The organism is Plastoroseomonas hellenica (assembly GCF_018129085.1).
Classification (GTDB): Bacteria; Pseudomonadota; Alphaproteobacteria; order Acetobacterales; family Acetobacteraceae; genus Plastoroseomonas; species Plastoroseomonas hellenica.
Window position 1 is genome coordinate 87,727 of record NZ_JAAGBB010000023.1, and the last position, 18,627, is coordinate 106,353.

Below are 18,627 nucleotides of genomic sequence, written 5' to 3' on the forward strand. Positions count from 1 at the left end.
GGCCCGCCCTTCAGAACAGCTCGAAATACTCGCGGTGTTCCCACGCCGTCACCTCGGCCTCGAAGCGCGCGATCTCGGCGCGCTTGATGCGGAGGAGGTAGTCGATGAAGCCGCTACCGAAGATCCGGCGCGCGGCTTCGCTCGCATCGAGCGCTTCCACCGCCTCGGCCAGGCTCCGCGGCAGCATCGGCGCCGCGGCCTCATAGGGCGTATCGGCCGAGGGGCCGGGGTCGCGCTTCGCGCTGATGCCGTCGAGCCCGAAGGCAAGTTGCGAGGCCAGGTAGAGATAGGGGTTCGCGGCCGGCTCGCCGACGCGGTTCTCGAGCCGCGTCGCGGCATCGCCGGGCGTGCCGAGCGCCCTGACCATCACCCCGCGATTGTCGATGCCCCAGATCGCGCGATCCGGCGCCAGCGAATAAGGCCGATAGCGGCGATAGCCGTTGATGGTCGGCGTCGAGAACACCGCCGCCGCCCGCGCGTGATGCAGAAGCCCGCCGAGGTAATGGAGCGCGGTGTCCGAGAGCAGCGCGCCGTCCCCACCGATGAAGGTATTGCGCCCGGTCACGCGGTCGACCAGCGACTGGTGCAGATGCCAGCCGCTCGACATCACATTCGGGATCTTCGGCCGGCACATGAAGCTCGCATGGTAGCCATGGCGCCGCGCGACCTGCTTCACCGCCGAGCGGAACAGCATCATCAGATCGGCCGAGGCGAGGCCGCCCTGCGCCTGGAAGGTGAATTCGACTTGGCTCGGTCCGTATTCGACCTCCATGGACCGCAGCGGCAGGCCGAGTGCCTGGATCTCCCGCCTGATGATCTCGAGCGCGGGGTCGAGCTGATCGTAGCGGAGCTCGGTCAGGTAGTTGTAGCCCTGGGTCAGCAGCGCGACCTCGGGCGGCGTGCCCGGCTGTCCCGAATCCTCGGGCGCGAGCCGCGGGTCGAGCAGCTTGAAGAGATGGAACTCGACCTCAATGCCGGCGATGAAATCGAAGCCGGCCTCGGCGGCCTCGGCGAGCACCCGCTGCAGCAGCCCGCGGGTGGAATAGGGCGCGACGCGGCCATCCGGGAAATGCGCCTCGCACAGCATCCAGCCGCTATGCGGCGCCCAGGGCAGCACCTGGAAGGTGGCGGGATCCGGGATCAGCAGGACATCGGCCCCGCCTTCCAGCGCGGGCTCGCCGATGCCGCCGCCGGCCGTGAAGACCGGGAAGACGGTGCGGTGGGAGCTGTCCTTCAGCAGCAGGGTCGTCGTCATCGCGACCCCCTCGCGCAGCGCGCGCCGTGCCTCTGAGGTGACGATGGTCTTGCCGCGCAGGATGCCGTGCTGGTCGGGAAAGACCAGGCGGATGACGCCGATGTCCTCGGCCTCGATGCGCCGCAGCACCTCGGCGCGGGCGGCCTCGCTGTGCAGGCCGTGTTGCTCGCAGAAGCTCACTCCGCGGCGAGCGCCGGCGGGCCCCAGGGGGCGGCGCTGCGGCGGCGGGTGACCGCGTCCTTCCAATGCTGCTCCCAGCTCGCGCTGGGTGCCATGCCGTCTATGGTTCCGGGGCCGGTCAGGGCGGCGGTCCCGGCCTCCTGCAGCAGCACCGGGCGGCGGCCTTCCTCGATCGCGGCCATGGCGCGCAACAGCAGCCGGCGATTGGCGGCGATCGCCTTGTCGGTGCTGGCCAGATGCTCGCGGGTGCGGTCCTGGATGCGGCCCTGCGATTCCACCGCCCATTGGTCGTGGGTGTTGATGTCCTCGCCCATGCCGGTGTAGGTCGCGCTCGCCTGTTCCTCCGCGTCGAAGCCGTAATCATCGTGGCGGCCATGCTTCGGCAGGTAGTCGGGCAGGCTGTAGGAAGCGAGGCGCTGGTGGCGCATCGCCGCATGATCCACCGGCCCGGCGAAGCTGGTGAAGATCGCGATCCAGTAGCAGCTGATGTCGTCCACCGGCATGTGCCATTGGGTGATGGTCATCTCGGCACTCATCGGAATCACGAAGGCCTGCGGGAAGAACAGGTTGGTCACCCGCACATGCATGGTGGCGTCATTGATCTGGCGCAGCGCGAAGAGCCGGAGCCCGTAATCGGTGTTCTCCACCTCGATCCGGGGACGGGAGAATTCGCGCAGCACATAGGTCATCGGCAGGTCCGACCCGTCCGATGTCGCGCGGAACTGCTTGCCATAGGCATCGGCCGCATCGCCGTCATCGAAGAAGCGATGCAGGAAGGACGCATGGGCGGGGTCGATGCCGACCTCCAGCGCCTGCAGCCAGTTGCAGTCGATCAGCCCCTTGAAGGCGAAGGTGTGGGTGGCCGGCGCCGCGAAGCAGTCGAAGGCGGGGAAGGGCGGTGCCTCGCCCTCGCCGAGATAGGCGAAGACGATGCCGCTGCGCACCTCGACCGGATAGGCGCGCTGGCGGATGCGGCTGCAGAGCGTGCTGCCCTCGGGCTCGGCGGGCGTCTCCAGGCAGGCGCCGTTGGCGTCGAAGAGCCAGCCGTGGAAGGCGCAGCGCAGCCCGCCATCCTCCAGCCGGCCGAAGGCGAGATCGGCGCCGCGATGCGGGCAGTCGCGGTCGAGCAGGCCGAGCCTGCCGGCCTGGTCCCGGAACAGCACAAAATCCTGGCCGAGGGCGCGCACCGCACGCACCGGCCGCTTGCCGTCCAGCTCCTCCACCAGGGTGATCGGCTGCCAATAGTGCCGCAGCACCCGCCCGCCGGGCGTGCCGGGTCCGACCTGCGTCAGGCGTGCATTCTGTTCGGCGGAGATCATCGGCGGAGCCCCCGGAACCAGAAACCGGTGTTCGCTGACCGAACACTTGTGCGATATTAGCGACCGCCGCGCGCCTTGCGCAAGTCTCTCATGCGCGGATCGAGGATGAGAAGGAACGGATGCCGATGGCGCGGCTGCGCCCGCAGGATGCCGAGCGGCGCCAAGCCGCGGGGCCGGACTTCCTGGAAGCCCTGGCGCGGGGCCTTGCGGTGTTGCAGGCCTTCGACGCCGAGCGGCGGCAGATGACGCTGGCCGAGGTGGCCCGTGCCGTGGACCTGCCGCGCGCGACCGTGCGCCGCGCGTTGCTGACCCTGGCCGAGCTCGGCCATCTGGAGACCGATGGCCGCCTGTTCCGCCTCACGCCGCGGGTGCTGCGGCTGGCGGCGGGCTATCTCGGCTCCAATGGCGTCTCCACCATCCTGCAGCCGCGTTGCGAGCGGCTGAGCCTCGCGATCGGCGAGCCCTGCTCGGCCGCCGTGCTGGATGGCGGGGAGATCGTCTTCATCGCCTATGGCCAGCCGACGCGCATGCTGAGCGTGACCACCATGGTCGGCTGGCGCCTGCCGGCCTTCTGTACCGCGCTTGGCCGGGTGTTGCTGGCGGGGCTGCCGGATGCGGCGCTGGAGACGTTCTTCGCGGCGCTGCGCCCGGTGGCGGCGACGCCGCAGACGACCCTCGACCCGGTGGCAATCCGCGCCCAGGTGATCGAGACGCGCCGGGAGGGGTTCGCCCTGGTGGACCAGGAGGCGGAGATCGGCTTCCGCTCGATCGCGGTGCCGCTCCGCCGCTACGACGGGCGGGTCGTCGCCGCGCTGAATGTCGGGATGCAGGTGGAGCGCGGCACCGTAGCCATGCTGCGGGAACAGGTGCTGCCGCTACTGCGGGCAGAGGCGGCAGAAATCAGCGCACTGCTCGTGTGACCGTGGTCGGTGGGCGAGACGGATCGCAAGCTGAAGACAAAATACCCGGTGCCAAAAATGAGGCACTGCTCCATACTGGGTTCGTCAATCTTTTCCATGAGTTCCGACAATTGGATCGCGTGCCCCAAGGATACTGTTCCGTCACGACCCGGCGCGCCGCCACGCGCTGGTTGTGGCTGAACCGCCGCCCTCCCCCGCTGGGAGCAGGCGCCGCACGAGACAATCGGCGATGGCAAAGTTCGGTGAAGAGTTCAGTGAAGGTGGGTGACGGGACATGATGAAATCCCGTAGCTTTCCGGCGACCACCTTCCTGGCGCGAGCAGGGCGGAGCGCAGATGCAACTTGAGGTCTACCGCGCAGCGGGTACCACCCTGGAGCTACTGGGGACCTGCGAACTCAACCGTCTGTCCGGGCGGTTCCTGGAGGTGCTGCACCAGGCCGCCGATGACGGTGCCGCCCATGGCAGCCTGCAGCCACCGGAGGCGCATGCCTTCCACGTGATCGATCTGCGGGATGAGCGTGGCCAGCGGTCGGGGCTGCTGGTTGATGGGCCGGCGGATCCGGGCGTGCTGCCGGGCTGGACGCCGGTGCCGCCGGGCCGGCTGCCTCAGTCCCCGGTGCCGATCGGGGAAGGAATGGGCTCGGGCGGCGCCGCGGCCGCCAGGCGTGGGGTCGCCCCGAGCGTCGATGCCAACTCGCGCGCATCCAGGACGACCTCACCTTCGCTGGTGTGAAGCTCGACCGCGGAGATCAATGGCAGCGCGATGATGCTGCGTGCACGGGCCAGGGCCGCCCCCTTGGTCGGGAAGCGTTCGATCCGGAACCGCTGTCGGGGAGAGGTCTGCAGCCCGGGCTGTCGCGCAGCACGTTCGACATAGGCGAGCGTATACATGGGCGGGGGGCACTCCATGCGCTGAAACGTTCCAGCACGCGCATCGTGAGCGGGCCAGATCGATGCTGCAACGCGGTAATTGACCCGAAGCGGTCAACAAATTTCGCGACGGCGCATCCTTGACAGCCAGCCTGCCATAGATTGCTGGCGAATCGGGGGTTTGCCCCCGAGAGACGAACCCATCTCTCAGAAACGATATCTGACGTGACATTTCACGATCGGCGAAATCGTGGTCGGGCAGTGGAATGACTGGCGCGGATCAACCCGCAGAATCGGAATGCCAGCACATCGGATCGGCTGGCGGCAACGGCCAACCCAGTTCCAGGGCCAGCGTCACGGTATCGAAGAGGACTTCTCCTGAATCGGCATAAAGCTCGACCGATGACACGGTTGGGGCGCCGATGATCTCGCAGGCGCGGTCGAGCGCCGCGCGGGTGGAGGCAAAGGGCTCGACGCGGAAATGCGGCGCTTCCGGCAAGGAGGCGCCGCAGCCACGCGTCGGCCTTGGGCATTCGACATAAGCCAGTCGGTACACGATGCGGTCCTTCGCCGGGGGGAACGACGGAGCGGATCAATTACGATACGGCAGCGACGAAAACAACACATTCGTTCACGGAACCGCGATACCGACGGCGCCTAAGGCATGCATAACGAGCATGACGTAATTCTCCCTGCTCCGGCATCGGCGGCACCCCTGTCCCTCCTGGACATCGGCGGGGCCGCTGCAGGGCGGCGGGCCCCCGGCAGCGCGCCCCGGGTTTCACCGGTCTGTGACCTCCGTCACCGCCCTGCCGTCCGCCCCGCGCTAAGCGGATGGGCCGCGCCCCTGGGCAGGCGCGGCGGGACAGGCGGAGACCGCGATGACGGGCGTTCGGGACACCGGCGGCGAGGGACGGGGCATCGCCCCGCCCGCGGACGGCAATGGGGGCGGCGGCGTGCTGCGGAAGGGCGAAGCCGTCCGCAATGGCGAAGCCGTCCACAAGAATGATGCCGGAGGCCCGCGGCTGGTCGCCCTCCGTCCCGTCGCGGAAGCGCGGCCCGCACTCCTCGGCGAGAGCGTCGACGGCGACGCCGTTCTCGGCCGCAGCGGCCGCGGCAGCGGCGTGGTCGGGCAATCCACCTGCGGCACCGGCGTCACCGGCCGGTCCGAGGACCGGGCGGGCACCGAGGGACGTTCCCTGCGCGGCGCCGGGATCTCCGGGCACAGCGACACCAACCATGGCGTGCTCGGCCGCAGCGAATTCGGCAACGGCGTCACCGGCCTCGCGAAGAGCGACACCGCGAGCGGCGTGCTCGGCAGCAACGAGGACAGCGGCGCCGGCGTCACCGGCTTCAGCCGGCACGGCGTCGGCGTGCTCGGACAGACCGAAGGCGGCGCCGCCTGGCAGGACATCCTGGCCGGCGTCGTCGGCGTCTCCAAGGGCAGCGGCTGGGGCGTGATCGGCAGCGGTACCGGCCGCAAGGACGCGAAGCTCGGCGAGAGCGGCGGCGTCGCGGGCTGGAGCGAGCTCGGCGACGGCGTCAACGGCCGCACCCGGCATCGCGGCGCGGTCGGCGTCCGCGGCGTGCACCAGGGATCGGGTGCGGGCGTGCACGGCACCGGCGAATGGGGCGTCTTCGGCACCTCCGCCTCCACCCATTGGGATGCCAGCGGGCTGCGCGGCGAGAGCAGCGGCTTCGCGACCGCCGGAGTGAAGGGTCTGGCGCCGGAGGGCATCGGCGTCTACGGCCTGTCGGGCGGCATGGGCGTGCCGGTAAAGCGCGCCGGCGTGCTCGGCGCCGGCGCCGGCGAGGGTTGCCCCGGCGTCGTCGGCTTCGGCCGCGGCGCACCGGGGGTCGAGGCCCATGGCGCGCCGGTCGCGCTGCGCACCATCGGCACGCATCTGGCCGAGAGCGGCGAGGATGGTGGCCCGGCCGGCTTCTTCGCCGGCGAGGTGGTGGTCGCCGGCAGCTTGGCCGCGCTCGCCAAGGGCTTCCGCATCGACCATCCGCTCGATCCCGAGAACCGCACCCTCGCGCATGGCTCGGTCGATTCCTCGGAGATGAAGACCTTCTACGACGGCATCGTGGAACTGGACGGCCAGGGCCGCGCGACCATCGAGCTGCCGCACTGGTTCGAGGCGTTGAACACCGATTGCCGCTACCAGCTCACTGCGATCGGCCTGCCGGCGCCGGAGCTGCATGTCGCGACGATGATCCTCGACAACCGCTTCACCATCGCCGGCGGCCGGCCGGGGATGCGGGTCTGCTGGCAGGTGACCGGCATCCGCCGCGATGCCTACGCGAAGCACGCGCCGCTGAAGGTGGAGGCGCGGAAGGAGGGTGCGGAGGTCGGCCGCTACCTGCATCCGGAAAGCCATGGCGCGCAGCGGGAGGCGAGCTTCGCGCGGGCGCTGCATGCGGAGGAAGGCGATGCCGACGATGCGCGGCGCGGGCCGTACCCCGCCGAATTCGAGTGATGCCGGCGGCCCGGATCGCCGAGGCGATCGAGGCCGCTTCGCCGGGCTGCCGGCCCGCCATCCTCAATCCGCGACGCGGGCGCGGTTGCGCAGCAGCACCGCCGCCGCCAGCGTCGCGATCGCCGCCAGGATGAAGCCGAGCGCGATCGGCCGCTCCAGCAGGATGCCGAGCTCGCCGTCCGAGATCAGCAGCCCCTGCCGCAGCGATCGCTCGAAGGTCGGCCCCAGCACATAGGCCAGCACCAGCGGCCCGAGGTCGAAGCCGCCACGGCGCAGCGCGAAGCCGAGCAGCCCGAAGCCCGCCGCCAGCAGCACGTCGAAGGTCGCGAGGTTGGTGCTGTAGACGCCGATGACGCAGATCGCGAGGATCGCTGCCGCCATGTAGCGGCGCGGGATCTCGAGCGCGCGCACGAATAGCCCGACCAACGGCAGGTTCAGCACCAGCAGGATGACATTGCCGAGATACATCGAGGCGATGACGCCCCAGTAGATCTCGGGCTGCCGCTCCAGGATCATGGGGCCCGGCTGCACGCCATGGATCAGGAGCGCGCCGAGCAGCAGCGCGGTGACCGCGTTCGACGGAATGCCGAGCGTCAGCAGCGGGATGAAGGCACCGGCGGTGCCGGCATTGTTCGCCGCCTCAGGCCCCGCCACGCCTTCGACCGCGCCGCGCCCGAATTCCTCCGGCCGCTTCGCCAGCCGCTTCTCGACCGCATAGGAGAGGAAGGAGGCGAGCACTGCGCCGCCGCCCGGCAGCAGCCCGACCAGGAAGCCGAGCACGGAGCCGCGCAGCACTGGCGCCACCGAGCGCTTCGCCTCCTGCTTCGACGGCAGGAAACCGAGGAGCGAGGTCGGCGGCCGCAGGATCTCGGCCTTGGTGTCCTTGACCAGCGCCAGGTAGAGCAGCTCCGACAGGCCGAAGAGCCCGAGCGCCAGCGGCGTGATGTTGATGCCGTCGACCAGTTCCGGGATGCCGAAGGTGAAGCGCGGCGTGCCGGAGATCGGGTCGAGCCCGACCGAACCGAGCATGAGGCCGAGCAGCGCCATCAGCCCGGCCTTGGCGAGGCCGGAAGCCGCGAAGAAGGCGATCAGCGACAGGCCGGCCAGCATCAGCGCCGCATATTCCCAGGGGCCGAAGGCGATCACCAGTTCCGCCAGCGGCGGCGAGAGCAGCATGACGCCGAGGATGCCGACCGTGCTCGCGAAGAAGGAACCGATGGCAGCGATGCCGAGCGCCGCGCCGGCGCGGCCCTTCCGCGCCATCTCGTAGCCGTCGATGCAGGTGACGACCGAGGATGCTTCGCCCGGGATGCGCATCAGCACCGAGGTCAGGGTGCCGCCATAGGCGACGCCGTAGTAGATGCCGGCCAGCAGGATGATGGCGCCGGTCGGGTCGAGCTTCAGCGTGATCGGCAGCAGCAGCGCGATGGTGGTGGCCGGGCCGAGCCCCGGCAGCACGCCGACCACCGTGCCGAGGAAGGCACCGAGCAGGCAAAGGCTGAGATTCTGCCAGGAGGAGAGCACGGCGAAGCCGTGCAGCAATCCGTCGATCATCAGGCGCCTCGCACTAAGCCGAGTGAGTACAGCGCGCGCTCCGCGATGCCGGAGGGGAAGGGGACGCCGAGTGCCGTGCCGAAGATCAGCACGATGCCGGCGGTCAGCAGCAGGCCGTAGAGCAGCGCCTCCCGCCAGCTTGTGCCTTCGCCGAAGCGCAGCATCGCGATGGTCGCGACCAGCATCGGCGCCACGAAGCCGAGCCAGGGCAGCGCCAGCGCGATGCCGAGCATGGCGATGCCATAGGTCAGGAAGGTGCGGTTGGCCCAGGGCCGCGCGCCGCCTTCCGGCTCGGTCGTGGGATCCCCCGGCCAGGCGAGCACCGCCAGCGCCAGGATGCCCATCAGCACCGCGAGCACCTGCGGCAGCAGCCCGGGGCCCGGGCCATCCCAGCCCCAGCTCTCGAGCTTCGCTGCCTCGCGCCAGGCCAGGATCGCGAAGATGACGCCGCCCAGGGCGACGCAGCGCGCGGTCCGCGTCATCGCCGGCTCAACGGCGCCGGGCCAGGCCGGCTTCGCGGAGTTGCGGGCCGAAGCGGTCATGCGCCTCCCGCGCCACGCGCTCGAACTCCTGCGGCTGCAGGATGGAGGGCACCATGCCGAAGCGGCCGAGGATCTCGGCCAACGCCGGCTTCTGTGCAGCTTCGAGGAAGGCGCTGGTCAGCCGCTCCACGCGGTCCTGCGGGATGCCCTTGGGGCCGATGAAGCCGATCATGGAATCGACGACGACATCGACCCCCTGCTCGCGCAGCGTCGGCACCTCCGGATATTCCTTCCAGCGGCCGGCGCTGGCCGAGGCGAGCAGGCGGAGCCGGCCGGATTCGAGTGCCGGCAGCATCTCCGGCGGGTTCTGGATCACCGCATCGACATGGCCGCCGAGCGTCGCCGTCACCGCCTCCGCGCCGGAGCCGAAGGGGACGAACTGGAAGCGGGCGCCGGTCGCGCGGGCGATGTCGAACATGCCGATATTGTTCGGCGCGCCGGTGGCGCCGAAAGTGGTGCGCCGGGCCTTCGCCGCGTTCACCAGGTCCTGGATCGTCCGGTGCGGCGATTCCGCGCGCACCGCGATGCCATAGAGGTAGCGCGCGAAGGCCGGCAGGAAGGTGAAGCTCTCGAAGCCATAGGCGACGTCCAGCATGTGCGGCGCGATCGCGAGGCCGGCGAGGCCGGTGGTGCCGATCGTGTAGCCGTCCGGCCGGGCGGCTGCGATCTGTTGCACGCCGACCGTGCCCTGGCCGCCTGGCCGGTTCACGATCTGCACGGGCACGCCGAGGATCTTCTCCGCCTCGGCGGCGATGGCGCGGGTCGAGACGTCGGTCGATCCGCCGGCGCCATACTGGACGATCACGGTGATCTCGCGCTCCGGCCAGGCGGCGAGCGCGAGGCGGGGAGCGAAGAGCGCGGCGGCGCCGGTCGCGATCAGGGTGCGGCGTTGCATGACGATGTTCCTCTCGGTGACGTTTGCTTTTCTTGGCAGGCCTGCGCTCAGGGCATGTAGCTGCCGCCGCCCACGTCGATGGTGGTGCCGGTGAGGTAGGACGCGGCGTCGGAGGTGAGGAAATGCACGACCTCCGCCACATCCTCGGGCTCGCCCAGGCGGCCGAGCGGGATGCGCGCCAGGAAGGCCTCGTTCAGGCCGGGCGCTGCGCCCGCCACCATGTCGCTGTTGATGCGGCCGGGCGCGACGCTGTTCACGGTGATGCCGAAGGGGCCGAGCTCGGCGGCGAGGTTGCGCGCGAAGCCCATCAGCCCGGTCTTCGAGGCGCCGTAATAGGCGCCGGTGATGGTGCTCGCGACCCGCGCCGCCTGGCTGGTCATCATCACGATGCGGCCCCAGCCGCGCTTCTTCATGACCGGGATCGCGGCACGGGAGAGCAGGAAGGGGCCGGTGAGGTTCACGTCGAGGACGCGGCGCCATTCCTCGGTCGGCATGTCCTCGACCATGCGCTTGCGGCCATCGACCTTGGGCGAGATGCCGGCATTGTTCACCAGCACGCCGAGGCGGTCCCACCAGTCGCCTAGCACCTGCGGCAGCGCCTGGATCGCGCCCTCATCGGCGACATCGAGGCGGATGGCGCGCGCCTCGAGGCCCTCCGCCGCGATCGACGCCGCGGTGGCGTCGACGCTCTCCAGTACATCGGCCAGCACGACGGGATGGCCCGCCGCGGCCAGGCGGCGGGCGATGGCGGCGCCGAGGCCGCGCGCGGCCCCGGTGACGAGGGCGACGCGATCGGCATTGCTCATGGCAGCAGGATCACCTTGCTGGCGGCGCGTTGGCGGGAGAGCTCGAAGCCTTCGAGCCCGCGGGCGAGGGGCAGCCGATGCGTGATCATGGGACGGAAGCCTTCGGGATCGCGCTCCAGCAGCGCCATCACGCGGCCCCAGGTCGACCGCTCCGATCCGTGCGAGGCGCGGAGCTGGTGGCGATTGCGCACGAAGGCGGTCAGCGGCAGCGAGAGCGGCGCGGCATGGATGCCGGCCACGACCAGCACGCCGGCCCGCTTCAGCACCGGCAGCGCGTCGGTGATGGAGGGCGGGTGGCCCGTCGCCTCCAGCACCACGTCGACCGGCTTGCCGCCGGTCGCGGCCAGCACCTGGTCGGCGAGCGGCGCGTCGGCGATATCGATGCAGTCGGCGAAGCCGAGCTGGCGCAGCACGTCGAAGCGCGGCGCATCGGCGCGGCCGGCGACCAGCACGCGGCCGGCGCCGGCCGCCCGCGCCATCAGCGCGAGCCCCTGGCCGATGGTGCCGGGGCCGAGTACCAGCACCGTGTCGCCGAGCCTGACCTCGCCCACCAGCACGGCCTCGGCCGCGACCGCCAGCGGCTCCACCAGCGCGCCGAGCTCGGCGTCCACAGCATCCGGCAGCGGCAGCGCATTGCCGGCGGGGATGGTGACGAAGCGCGCGAACCCGCCATCGGCGGTGAGCCCCATGGTCAGGCGTTCGGCGCCGATCCGCGCATCGCCCGGCCAGGCATGGGCGCCGCTGCCGCGGAACAGCGCCGGATGCACCGCGACGCGCGTGCCGATCGGCAGGCTGACGCCACCGCCCGCCGCATCGACGCGGCCGGCGAATTCATGGCCCATGGTCAGCGGCAGGTAGGGCACCATGTGCCCGTAGCCGTCGGTCCATTCATAGGCATGCACGTCGCTGCCGCAGATGCCGACCGCCTCGACCCGCACCCGGACCTCGCCGGGCCCGGGCGCCGGCGGCTCCGGCACCTCGAGCGCCTCCAGCCCGAAGCCTGCGGTGGTCTTGCGCAGGGCGAGCATCAGAATGGTTCCGGATAGTGCCCCTGGTACATGGTCAGTGGCGGCTTGCCGTCGGGGTCGGTGATCACCTCGATCAGGTTCGGCTTGCCGGAGGCAAAGGCGGCATCGAGTGCGGCACCCAGATCCTCGCCACGCTCCACGCGCACGCCGGCGATGCCGCAGGCCCGGGCGATCGCCGCGTGGTCCACCTCCGCGAAGTCGCAGGCGACGGTGTGGTCGCCATACTTCGTGTCCTCCGCATGCTTCTGGAAGCCGAGGATGCCGTTGTTCAGCACCACCACGGTCACCGGTACCTGCAGGCGGCGCAGCGTCTCCAGCTCCGCCCAGGAATGGCCGAAGCCGCCATCACCGCAGAGGCAGACGACACGCGCATCGGGGGCCGCGACCTGGGCGCCGATCGCCAGCGGCACGCCCCAGCCGAGGCCGGCGAGGCCCCGCGGGCTCAGGAAGCGCTGACCGGCGCGCTTGGCCGTCATGTAGATGTTGATCCAGTTGGAGGAGTAGGAGGCGTCGGCCACCATGATGCCGTCGGCCGGCAGGCGCTTGTCGATCTCGGCGGCGACCCGCTCCGGCCGCACCGGCCCGCCGCCGCGGCTGATGACGCCGGCGATCAGCGCGCGCCAGCCCGCGACCGCGCGGGCGATCTCCGCCTCCACCCGCGGCCGCGCATCGGCGCGTGCCGCGAGGTCCTGCGCCAGCATCGCCTCGCGCAGCGCGGCCAGCGTCAGCTTCGCGTCGCCCACGAGGCGCAGCGCCTCATAGTTGCGGCCGATCTCGGCGGGATCGGGGTCGATGTGGATGAAGCGCGCGGTGCGCGGATAGAGCGTCCAGGAATCGGTGCCGTTCTGGTTGGTGCGGTTGCCGACCAGCAGCACCACATCCGCCTGCTCCACCATCGGCTTCAGGTCGTGGGTGCGCGCGCCGAGGCCCATGGTGTTGCCGACGACGCCGAGCGAGAGCGGATGGTTCTCGTCGACGCCGCCCTTGCCCATGAAGGTGGTCGCGACCGGCAGGTGCGCATCCTGCTGCAGTGCGGCCAGCTCCGCCGCGGCGCCGGAGAGATGCACGCCGCCGCCGGCGATGATCAGCGGGCGCTTCGCGCGGGCGAGCAGCGCAGCGGCCTCGGCAATGCGCGCGGGGTCGGCGAGCGTCCGGTCGAGCGGGAAATGGCCGAGCACGGCGCGGCGCTCGGACGCGGCGGCGGCCTTCTCCAGCAGCAGGTCGGCGGGCAGCAGCAGCACGGCGGGGCCGGGTCGGCCGGAAGTCGCGGCCGTGAAGGCCATGTCGACGTAATCCTCCAGCCGGTCGGCGCGGTCGATGCGGCGGACGAACTTCGCCACCGCGTCGAAGAGCCTGATGTGGTCGAGCTCCTGGAAGGCGTTCCGGTCGGCGGTGTCGCGGTTGACTTCCTGCACCAGCGCGATGACCGGCACGCTCGCCTTCATCGCCTCCGCCAGCGGCGGCACCAGCAGGGTCGCGGCCGGGCCGTTCTGCGCGGTGACGACACCGACCTTGCGGGAGATGCGGGCGTAGCCGTCGGCCATGGTGCCGCCCATGTTCTCCTGCCGGTAGACGGTCTGGCTGATGCCGGCATGCGGGGCGGCGAGGTGGAAGGCAGAGGGCAGGCTCTGCCCGAAGGTCGTGGTCACGCCATGCCGCGCGAAGGCTTCCGCGAGGCGCAGGGCGACATTCGCATTCGGGGCGGCGGCGGATCCGGGCATCGGGCGTGTCCTCGTGGATTTGTTGTATTGGTATTTGCTATAGCAAACTGCAAAGCGCTTGACCGGTCAACCCTGCCCCGCGAGACTCCCCGCCTGCATGGACATGGACAGCTCCCTCGGCCCCGTCGACCGCGAGGAGACCCTCGCGGAGAAGGTGTACCGGCGCCTGCGCGACGCCCTGGTGGGCGGGCGGCTGGTGCCTGGCCAGAAGCTGGTGCACCGGATGCTGGCGGCCGATCTCGGGGTCAGTCCGACGCCCGTCCGGGAAGCGCTGCTGCGCCTGGTCTCGGAAGGCGCGCTGGAGCTCGATGCGCGCGGCATCGCCTGGGTGCCGCGGCTCGCGGTCGACCGCTACGACGAGATCATGGACCTCCGCGTCGAGCTGGAAGGGCGCGCCGCTGCGCGCGCGGCGCTGCTGGCCGCGCCGGCGGACGTGGAGGCGCTGCGCGGCATCCAGGTGCGGCTCATGCAGGGGCGCCGGGCGAAGGACATGCGCGTGGTGCTTGAGGAGAATGAGCGCTTCCACTTCGGCGTCATCGCCATCGCGCGCATGCCCGTGCTGCAGCGGGTGGTGGAAAGCCTCTGGGTGCAGGTCGGGCCGACCATCAGCCTGCTGATCGCGGTGCCGCGTCCCGTGGCGCCCGAGGATCATCCGCACGAGGCCTGGCTGCGCGCGCTGGCGACGCATGATCCGGAAGGCGCACGCGCGGCGCTGGAGCGGGATCTGCGCGAGCATGCCGCGATGCTGCGCCCGTTGCTGGCGGAAGCACCGCCGGCCGAGGCGGCGCTGCGCGCGCCGCGGCGGGCGGCGGCGGGATAGGGCCGGCCCGGGAACCTCGCCTGCCGGTTTTTTCGTGCACGCATGTCACAGGCGCCTATCCCGTCTCGTCATGGGGTCGGAGACCAACGAAAGGGACCCTGCCCATGATGGCCAAGCTCAACCCCTTTGCCGCCGCGCCGGCGCTCATGAAGACCTGGATGAGCAGCTCCCGCGCCTTCGTCGACAGCGTCGAGCCCGGCCTGGCCGAGCTCGTGGAGATCCGCGTCTCGCAGATCAATGGCTGCGCGAACTGCCTCAACATGCACATGGCCTGGGCGCGGGAACGGGGAGAGAGCCAGCAGCGCCTCGACCTGCTCCCGGCCTGGCGCGAGGCGCCTTGCTACACCGCGCGCGAGCGCGCGGCGCTCGGCTGGGCGGAAGCCCTGACGCGCCTGTCGGAAGGCCACCAGCACGAGGCCGCCCATGAAGCGCTCCGGGCGCAGTTCAGCGAGGAGGAGCAGGTGAAGCTCACCTTGGCGATCAACGCCATCAACGGCTGGAACCGCCTCGCCGTCGGCTTCGGCCTCTGGGTCGAGCCGGAGGAGGCAAGGGCGGCGCAGAAAGCGGCCTGAGGGAACGAAGGTTGCGCGAGGGCCGATCGGGCCTAGACCTGTCCGCAGGATGTCGATCGGTCCAGGCCCGCGTGCATCGCCGCCATGCGACACGCGGGTCTGGCCGTCGCGGCGCAGGCGCCTATCGTGCATCGTCCCGGCAGATGGACGACCGCCCGTGAGCCAGAACACCGAAGCCGCCGCCGCGGCGCCCGCGCCCTCCAGCGCCGCCAGCACGACCACCTTCGCGGTGATCCTCTCGCTCAGCTTCTGCCACCTGCTCAACGACATGATGCAGTCGCTGGTGCCGGCCCTCTATCCGCTGCTGAAGACCAACTATGGCCTCGATTTCGGGCAGGTCGGGCTGATCACGCTCGCCTTCCAGTGCACCGCCTCGCTGCTGCAGCCGGTGGTCGGGATCTACACCGACCGCCATCCCTGGCCCTATTCGCTGCCGGTCGGCATGAGCTCGACCCTGATCGGGCTGCTGCTGCTGGCGCAGGCGCATTCCTACCCGGTGATCCTGCTGGCCGCGGCGCTGATCGGCATCGGCTCCGCCGTCTTCCACCCGGAAGCCTCGCGGGTCGCGCGGCTTGCCTCCGGCGGGCGCTACGGGCTGGCGCAGTCGCTGTTCCAGGTCGGCGGCAATACCGGCTCCGCCGCCGGGCCGCTGCTCGCCGCCTTCATCGTGGTGCCGAGCGGGCAGGGGAGCCTGTTCTGGTTCTCGGGCGTCGCGCTGCTCGCGATGCTGATCCTGATGCAGGTCGGCGCCTGGTATGCGCGCAACCGCGTCGGCCACGGCGGCACGCGGGGCCGGAGCGGCGCGGCTGGGCACGGGCTGTCGCGCGGCCGGGTCGCGGCCGCGATCCTGGTGCTGGTGGCGCTGCTCTTCTCGAAGAACGTCTATACCGCGAGCCTGAGCTCCTACTTCACCTTCTATCTGATCGACCGCTTCGCGCTGTCGGTGCAGGCGGCACAGGTCATCCTGTTTGTCTTCCTGGGCTCGCTCGCCGTCGGCACGCTGCTCGGCGGCTTCGTCGGCGACCGGGTCGGGCGCCTGCCGGTGATCTGGTTCTCGATTCTCGGCGCGCTGCCCTTCACGCTGGCGCTGCCCTACGCGAACCTCTTCTGGACGGTGGTGCTGTCGGTGGCGATCGCGCTGATCATGGCCTCCGCCTTCTCGGCGATCCTGGTCTATGCGCAGGACCTGCTGCCGGGGAAGGTCGGCCTGGTGGCCGGCGTGTTCTTCGGCTTCTCCTTCGGGCTCGGCGGCCTCGGCGCCGCGGCGCTTGGCGAGCTCGCGGACCTCACGAGCATCGCGACCGTCTACCAGGTCTGCTCCTACCTGCCGCTGCTGGGGCTGCTGACCGTGTTCCTGCCGCGCCTGCGGGAGCCACCACGGCCGACGGCGGCACCGGCGGCCGCGAAGCAGGCGGCCTGATGGCAGCGTCTCAGGCGGTTCCCTTCACCGCCCAGGCGCGGGCGGCGAGGGGAATGCTGCCGTCCGGCGCTGCGGGCAGGGATGCGCGCAGTCGCTCCCGCAGCGCGGCGCGGCGATCCTCGTCGAGCGCCATGCAATAGCCGGGCGCCGGCGCCTGACCGCTGAGGAAGGGCGTCCAGTAGTCGTCGAAGCTCCGGAACAGCGTCGGCACGGTGATGGCGGTCACCGTGACGGTGCCGATCCCGGCGCCTTCGAACAGCGCGCGCAGCGGATCGGGCCGGCAGAGCGGGAAGCGCCGCCCCTCGTCCTTCTCGGCCGCCGCCGGATCGAGATCGATGGCGGCATCCCAGAAGCGGCGCATCATCTGCATGCCCTCGGCGTAGTCCCAGACATAGGCCGCGACCGTTGCGCCGGGTCGGGCGGCGCGGCGCAGTTCCGCGGCGGCCCGCGCCTGGTCCGGCACGAAGTTCAGCACCAGGCCGCTGACAACAGCGTCGAAACCCGCATCCGGCACCGGCAGGGCCTGGGCATCGCCAAGCCGGAACTCGGCCCGCGGATTGGTCACCTGGCGCCGTGCATGCGCCAAGAAGCCTTCGGAGGGATCGATGCCGAGCACCGCGGCGGGTGCCTGCCGGTCGAGGATCGCCTGGCTCAGCGCGCCGGTGCCGCAGCCGACATCGAGCCATGCGGCGCCCGCCGGCACGCCGAGCCAGGCGAGGAACTCGGCCGCCACCAGGCGACTCCAGCGTCCGACATAGGGTTCGTAGAGATCGCCCGCCGCCCAGACGTCAGCCCGGCCGATGGCCTGGTTCGGGTCGTCCTTGGCCGTCATCGCGCGTCTCCTGGGAGCGGGCCGAAGCCGCCGGAGTGTGATGGCTTCCGCGGCGGTGCGCCAGCGTCGCCTGGGCGGCGGAGGGCGGTGCCGGCTCCCAGCCGAAGACGCTGCGGCCGCCATACTCGTGGGAGCGGCGCCGCTCCTCACCGACATGGTCCGGCAGGCTCGGGCCGGTGGCATGGCGCTCCAATCGGCGGGTCTGATCGTCGAGGCGGCGGATCGCCTCCAGCCTTTCGTCGTTGCCGAGTTTCGCCTGGTCGATCGCCGATTTCAGCACGGTGATCGTCTGGTCGTAGACCTTGGTCGGCACCGGAAAGGGATGCCGGTCCTTGCCGCCATGGCTGAGCGAGAAGCGCGCGGGATCGGCGAAGCGGCAGGGGGTGCCATGCACCACCTCGGCCACCATCGCGAGCGATCGCACGGTGCGGGCGCCGACGCCCGGCACCAGCAGCAGCTCCGTGAAATCGGTCGGGCCGCGATCCGCCGCCGCGGCCAGCGCGCCATGCAGCCGGCGCAGCATCACATCCTTTGGCCTGACGTCGTGATGCGCCGGCATGACGAGGTGCGGCAGCAACGATTGCTGCGGCGCCGGCGGCGCGGGCGGCACGCCATCGAGTGCCGCCGCCTCGCGCAGGATGCCATCCGGCCCGATATCCTGGAGCAGCGCGAGCTGGCCGCGGCGCGAGGCTTCCGCCCGATGATCGGTCAGGTTGACGATCACGCCCTGACCGTGGCCCTCGATCGCCGCATGCGGCGCCGCGACGAAGCTCGTCAGGCCCTCGGATAGCCAGTGATAGCGGCGCGCATAGCGGGTCGCGTCGTTCATGCCCTGCTGCACCACCACCCAGGTGCCGTCATCGGCGACGATGAAGCCATGGAGATAGAGGTCGAAGCCGTCCTGGACGGCGGCGCTGTCGACCTTGGCGACGAGACGGCTGGCCTGCGCGAGTGCCGCGCCATCGAAGCCGACGCGCTCGCCGATCGCGATGAGCTCCTGCGGCGTCTGCCGCGAATGGCTGCCGCGGCCGCCGCAGACATGGAGGCCGAGCTCACCGGCGAGCGGCTGCAACCCGCGCTTCAGCGCGCCGATGACCGAGGTGGTGATGCCGGAGGAATGCCAGTCCATGCCCATGACGGCGCCGAAGGACTGGAACCAGAAGGGATGCGCCAGCCGGCGCAGGAACTCGTCGCGGCCGTAGTGGTGGATGATGGCCTCGGCGATCACGGCGCCGAGCCGTGCCATGCGCTGGCCGAGCCAGGCCGGCACCCGTCCATGGTGCAAAGGCAGGTCGGCGCTGCCGGCGCGTCGGGCCACGGGCTTCTCCGGAACAGAATGGCAACATGCTTCTAGCATGCCGCCTGGCGGCTCGCGACCCGGTTCCGCCCATGGCATGGATACTGCTTGATCT

At 70.9% G+C, this 18,627-nt stretch carries 17 protein-coding genes; 6 read left to right on the forward strand and 11 right to left on the reverse strand.

Annotation, left to right across the window (positions count from 1 at the left end):
* Positions 1-10: 10 nt before the first annotated feature.
* Both GXW71_RS19175 and GXW71_RS19180 read right to left on the reverse strand, forming a co-directional pair.
* Entirely contained in the window at positions 11-1,435 is a 1,425-nt protein-coding gene (locus GXW71_RS19175) for a glutamine synthetase family protein (protein WP_211854165.1), read from the reverse strand.
* Entirely contained in the window at positions 1,432-2,754 is a 1,323-nt protein-coding gene (locus tag GXW71_RS19180) for an aromatic ring-hydroxylating dioxygenase subunit alpha (protein WP_211854166.1), read from the reverse strand. The genes GXW71_RS19175 and GXW71_RS19180 overlap by 4 nt, the downstream gene beginning before the upstream one ends.
* A 125-nt stretch (positions 2,755-2,879) precedes the next feature.
* Here GXW71_RS19180 and GXW71_RS19185 point away from each other — a divergent pair, with 125 nt between their 5' ends.
* Positions 2,880-3,674 (forward strand): IclR family transcriptional regulator domain-containing protein, encoded by a 795-nt coding sequence (locus GXW71_RS19185; RefSeq protein ID WP_211854167.1) that lies wholly within the window; start codon positions 2,880-2,882, stop codon positions 3,672-3,674.
* A gap of 335 nt (positions 3,675-4,009) precedes the next feature.
* A complete protein-coding gene (locus GXW71_RS19190; protein ID WP_211854168.1) occupies positions 4,010-4,408 on the forward strand; it encodes a hypothetical protein in 399 nt (132 codons plus the stop codon).
* A gap of 417 nt (positions 4,409-4,825) precedes the next feature.
* Here GXW71_RS19190 and GXW71_RS19195 read toward each other — a convergent pair whose 3' ends face one another.
* A complete protein-coding gene (locus tag GXW71_RS19195) occupies positions 4,826-5,044 on the reverse strand; it encodes a hypothetical protein (RefSeq protein ID WP_211854169.1) in 219 nt (72 codons plus the stop codon).
* Positions 5,045-5,426: 382 nt separating this feature from the next.
* On the opposite strand from GXW71_RS19195, the gene GXW71_RS19200 reads away from it, so the two are divergent.
* Complete coding sequence (locus GXW71_RS19200; protein WP_211854170.1) at positions 5,427-7,025, forward strand: hypothetical protein; 1,599 nt, start codon at positions 5,427-5,429, stop codon at positions 7,023-7,025.
* Between the two features lie 63 nt (positions 7,026-7,088).
* Here the strand turns inward: GXW71_RS19200 and GXW71_RS19205 are convergent, their stop codons facing one another.
* The 6 genes from GXW71_RS19205 to GXW71_RS19230 are packed head-to-tail and all read right to left on the reverse strand — an operon-like array spanning position 7,089 to position 13,571.
* Positions 7,089-8,579 (reverse strand): tripartite tricarboxylate transporter permease, encoded by a 1,491-nt coding sequence (locus GXW71_RS19205; protein ID WP_211854171.1) that lies wholly within the window; start codon positions 8,577-8,579, stop codon positions 7,089-7,091.
* Positions 8,579-9,061 carry a tripartite tricarboxylate transporter TctB family protein gene (locus GXW71_RS19210; RefSeq protein WP_211854172.1) on the reverse strand — a complete coding sequence of 161 codons (483 nt, stop codon included), beginning with the start codon at positions 9,059-9,061 and terminating at the stop codon, positions 8,579-8,581. The genes GXW71_RS19205 and GXW71_RS19210 overlap by 1 nt, the downstream gene beginning before the upstream one ends.
* A gap of 7 nt (positions 9,062-9,068) precedes the next feature.
* On the reverse strand, positions 9,069-10,016 hold the full coding sequence (locus GXW71_RS19215) for a Bug family tripartite tricarboxylate transporter substrate binding protein (RefSeq protein ID WP_211854173.1): 948 nt from the start codon (positions 10,014-10,016) through the stop codon (positions 9,069-9,071).
* 47 nt (positions 10,017-10,063) lie between these two features.
* Positions 10,064-10,822: an SDR family NAD(P)-dependent oxidoreductase gene (locus GXW71_RS19220; RefSeq protein ID WP_211854174.1), complete on the reverse strand. Its 759-nt coding sequence runs from the start codon at positions 10,820-10,822 to the stop codon at positions 10,064-10,066.
* A complete protein-coding gene (locus GXW71_RS19225) occupies positions 10,819-11,850 on the reverse strand; it encodes a zinc-dependent alcohol dehydrogenase (protein WP_211854175.1) in 1,032 nt (343 codons plus the stop codon). The genes GXW71_RS19220 and GXW71_RS19225 overlap by 4 nt, the downstream gene beginning before the upstream one ends.
* Complete coding sequence (locus GXW71_RS19230; protein ID WP_211854176.1) at positions 11,850-13,571, reverse strand: acetolactate synthase catalytic subunit; 1,722 nt, start codon at positions 13,569-13,571, stop codon at positions 11,850-11,852. Before GXW71_RS19230 ends, GXW71_RS19225 begins: the two co-directional genes overlap by 1 nt.
* A gap of 97 nt (positions 13,572-13,668) precedes the next feature.
* On the opposite strand from GXW71_RS19230, the gene GXW71_RS19235 reads away from it, so the two are divergent.
* The 3 genes from GXW71_RS19235 to GXW71_RS19245 all read left to right on the forward strand — a co-directional run bounded on the left by GXW71_RS19235 (position 13,669) and on the right by GXW71_RS19245 (position 16,383).
* Positions 13,669-14,391 (forward strand): GntR family transcriptional regulator, encoded by a 723-nt coding sequence (locus tag GXW71_RS19235; protein WP_211854177.1) that lies wholly within the window; start codon positions 13,669-13,671, stop codon positions 14,389-14,391.
* Positions 14,392-14,495: 104 nt separating this feature from the next.
* On the forward strand, positions 14,496-14,963 hold the full coding sequence (locus tag GXW71_RS19240; protein ID WP_211854178.1) for a carboxymuconolactone decarboxylase family protein: 468 nt from the start codon (positions 14,496-14,498) through the stop codon (positions 14,961-14,963).
* A gap of 157 nt (positions 14,964-15,120) precedes the next feature.
* A complete protein-coding gene (locus GXW71_RS19245) occupies positions 15,121-16,383 on the forward strand; it encodes an MFS transporter (RefSeq protein ID WP_367617330.1) in 1,263 nt (420 codons plus the stop codon).
* 10 nt (positions 16,384-16,393) lie between these two features.
* Here the strand turns inward: GXW71_RS19245 and GXW71_RS19250 are convergent, their stop codons facing one another.
* Both GXW71_RS19250 and GXW71_RS19255 read right to left on the reverse strand, forming a co-directional pair.
* Complete coding sequence (locus tag GXW71_RS19250; RefSeq protein WP_211854180.1) at positions 16,394-17,215, reverse strand: class I SAM-dependent methyltransferase; 822 nt, start codon at positions 17,213-17,215, stop codon at positions 16,394-16,396.
* Positions 17,172-18,533 (reverse strand): DUF763 domain-containing protein, encoded by a 1,362-nt coding sequence (locus GXW71_RS19255; protein ID WP_211854181.1) that lies wholly within the window; start codon positions 18,531-18,533, stop codon positions 17,172-17,174. Before GXW71_RS19255 ends, GXW71_RS19250 begins: the two co-directional genes overlap by 44 nt.
* Positions 18,534-18,627: the final 94 nt, after the last annotated feature.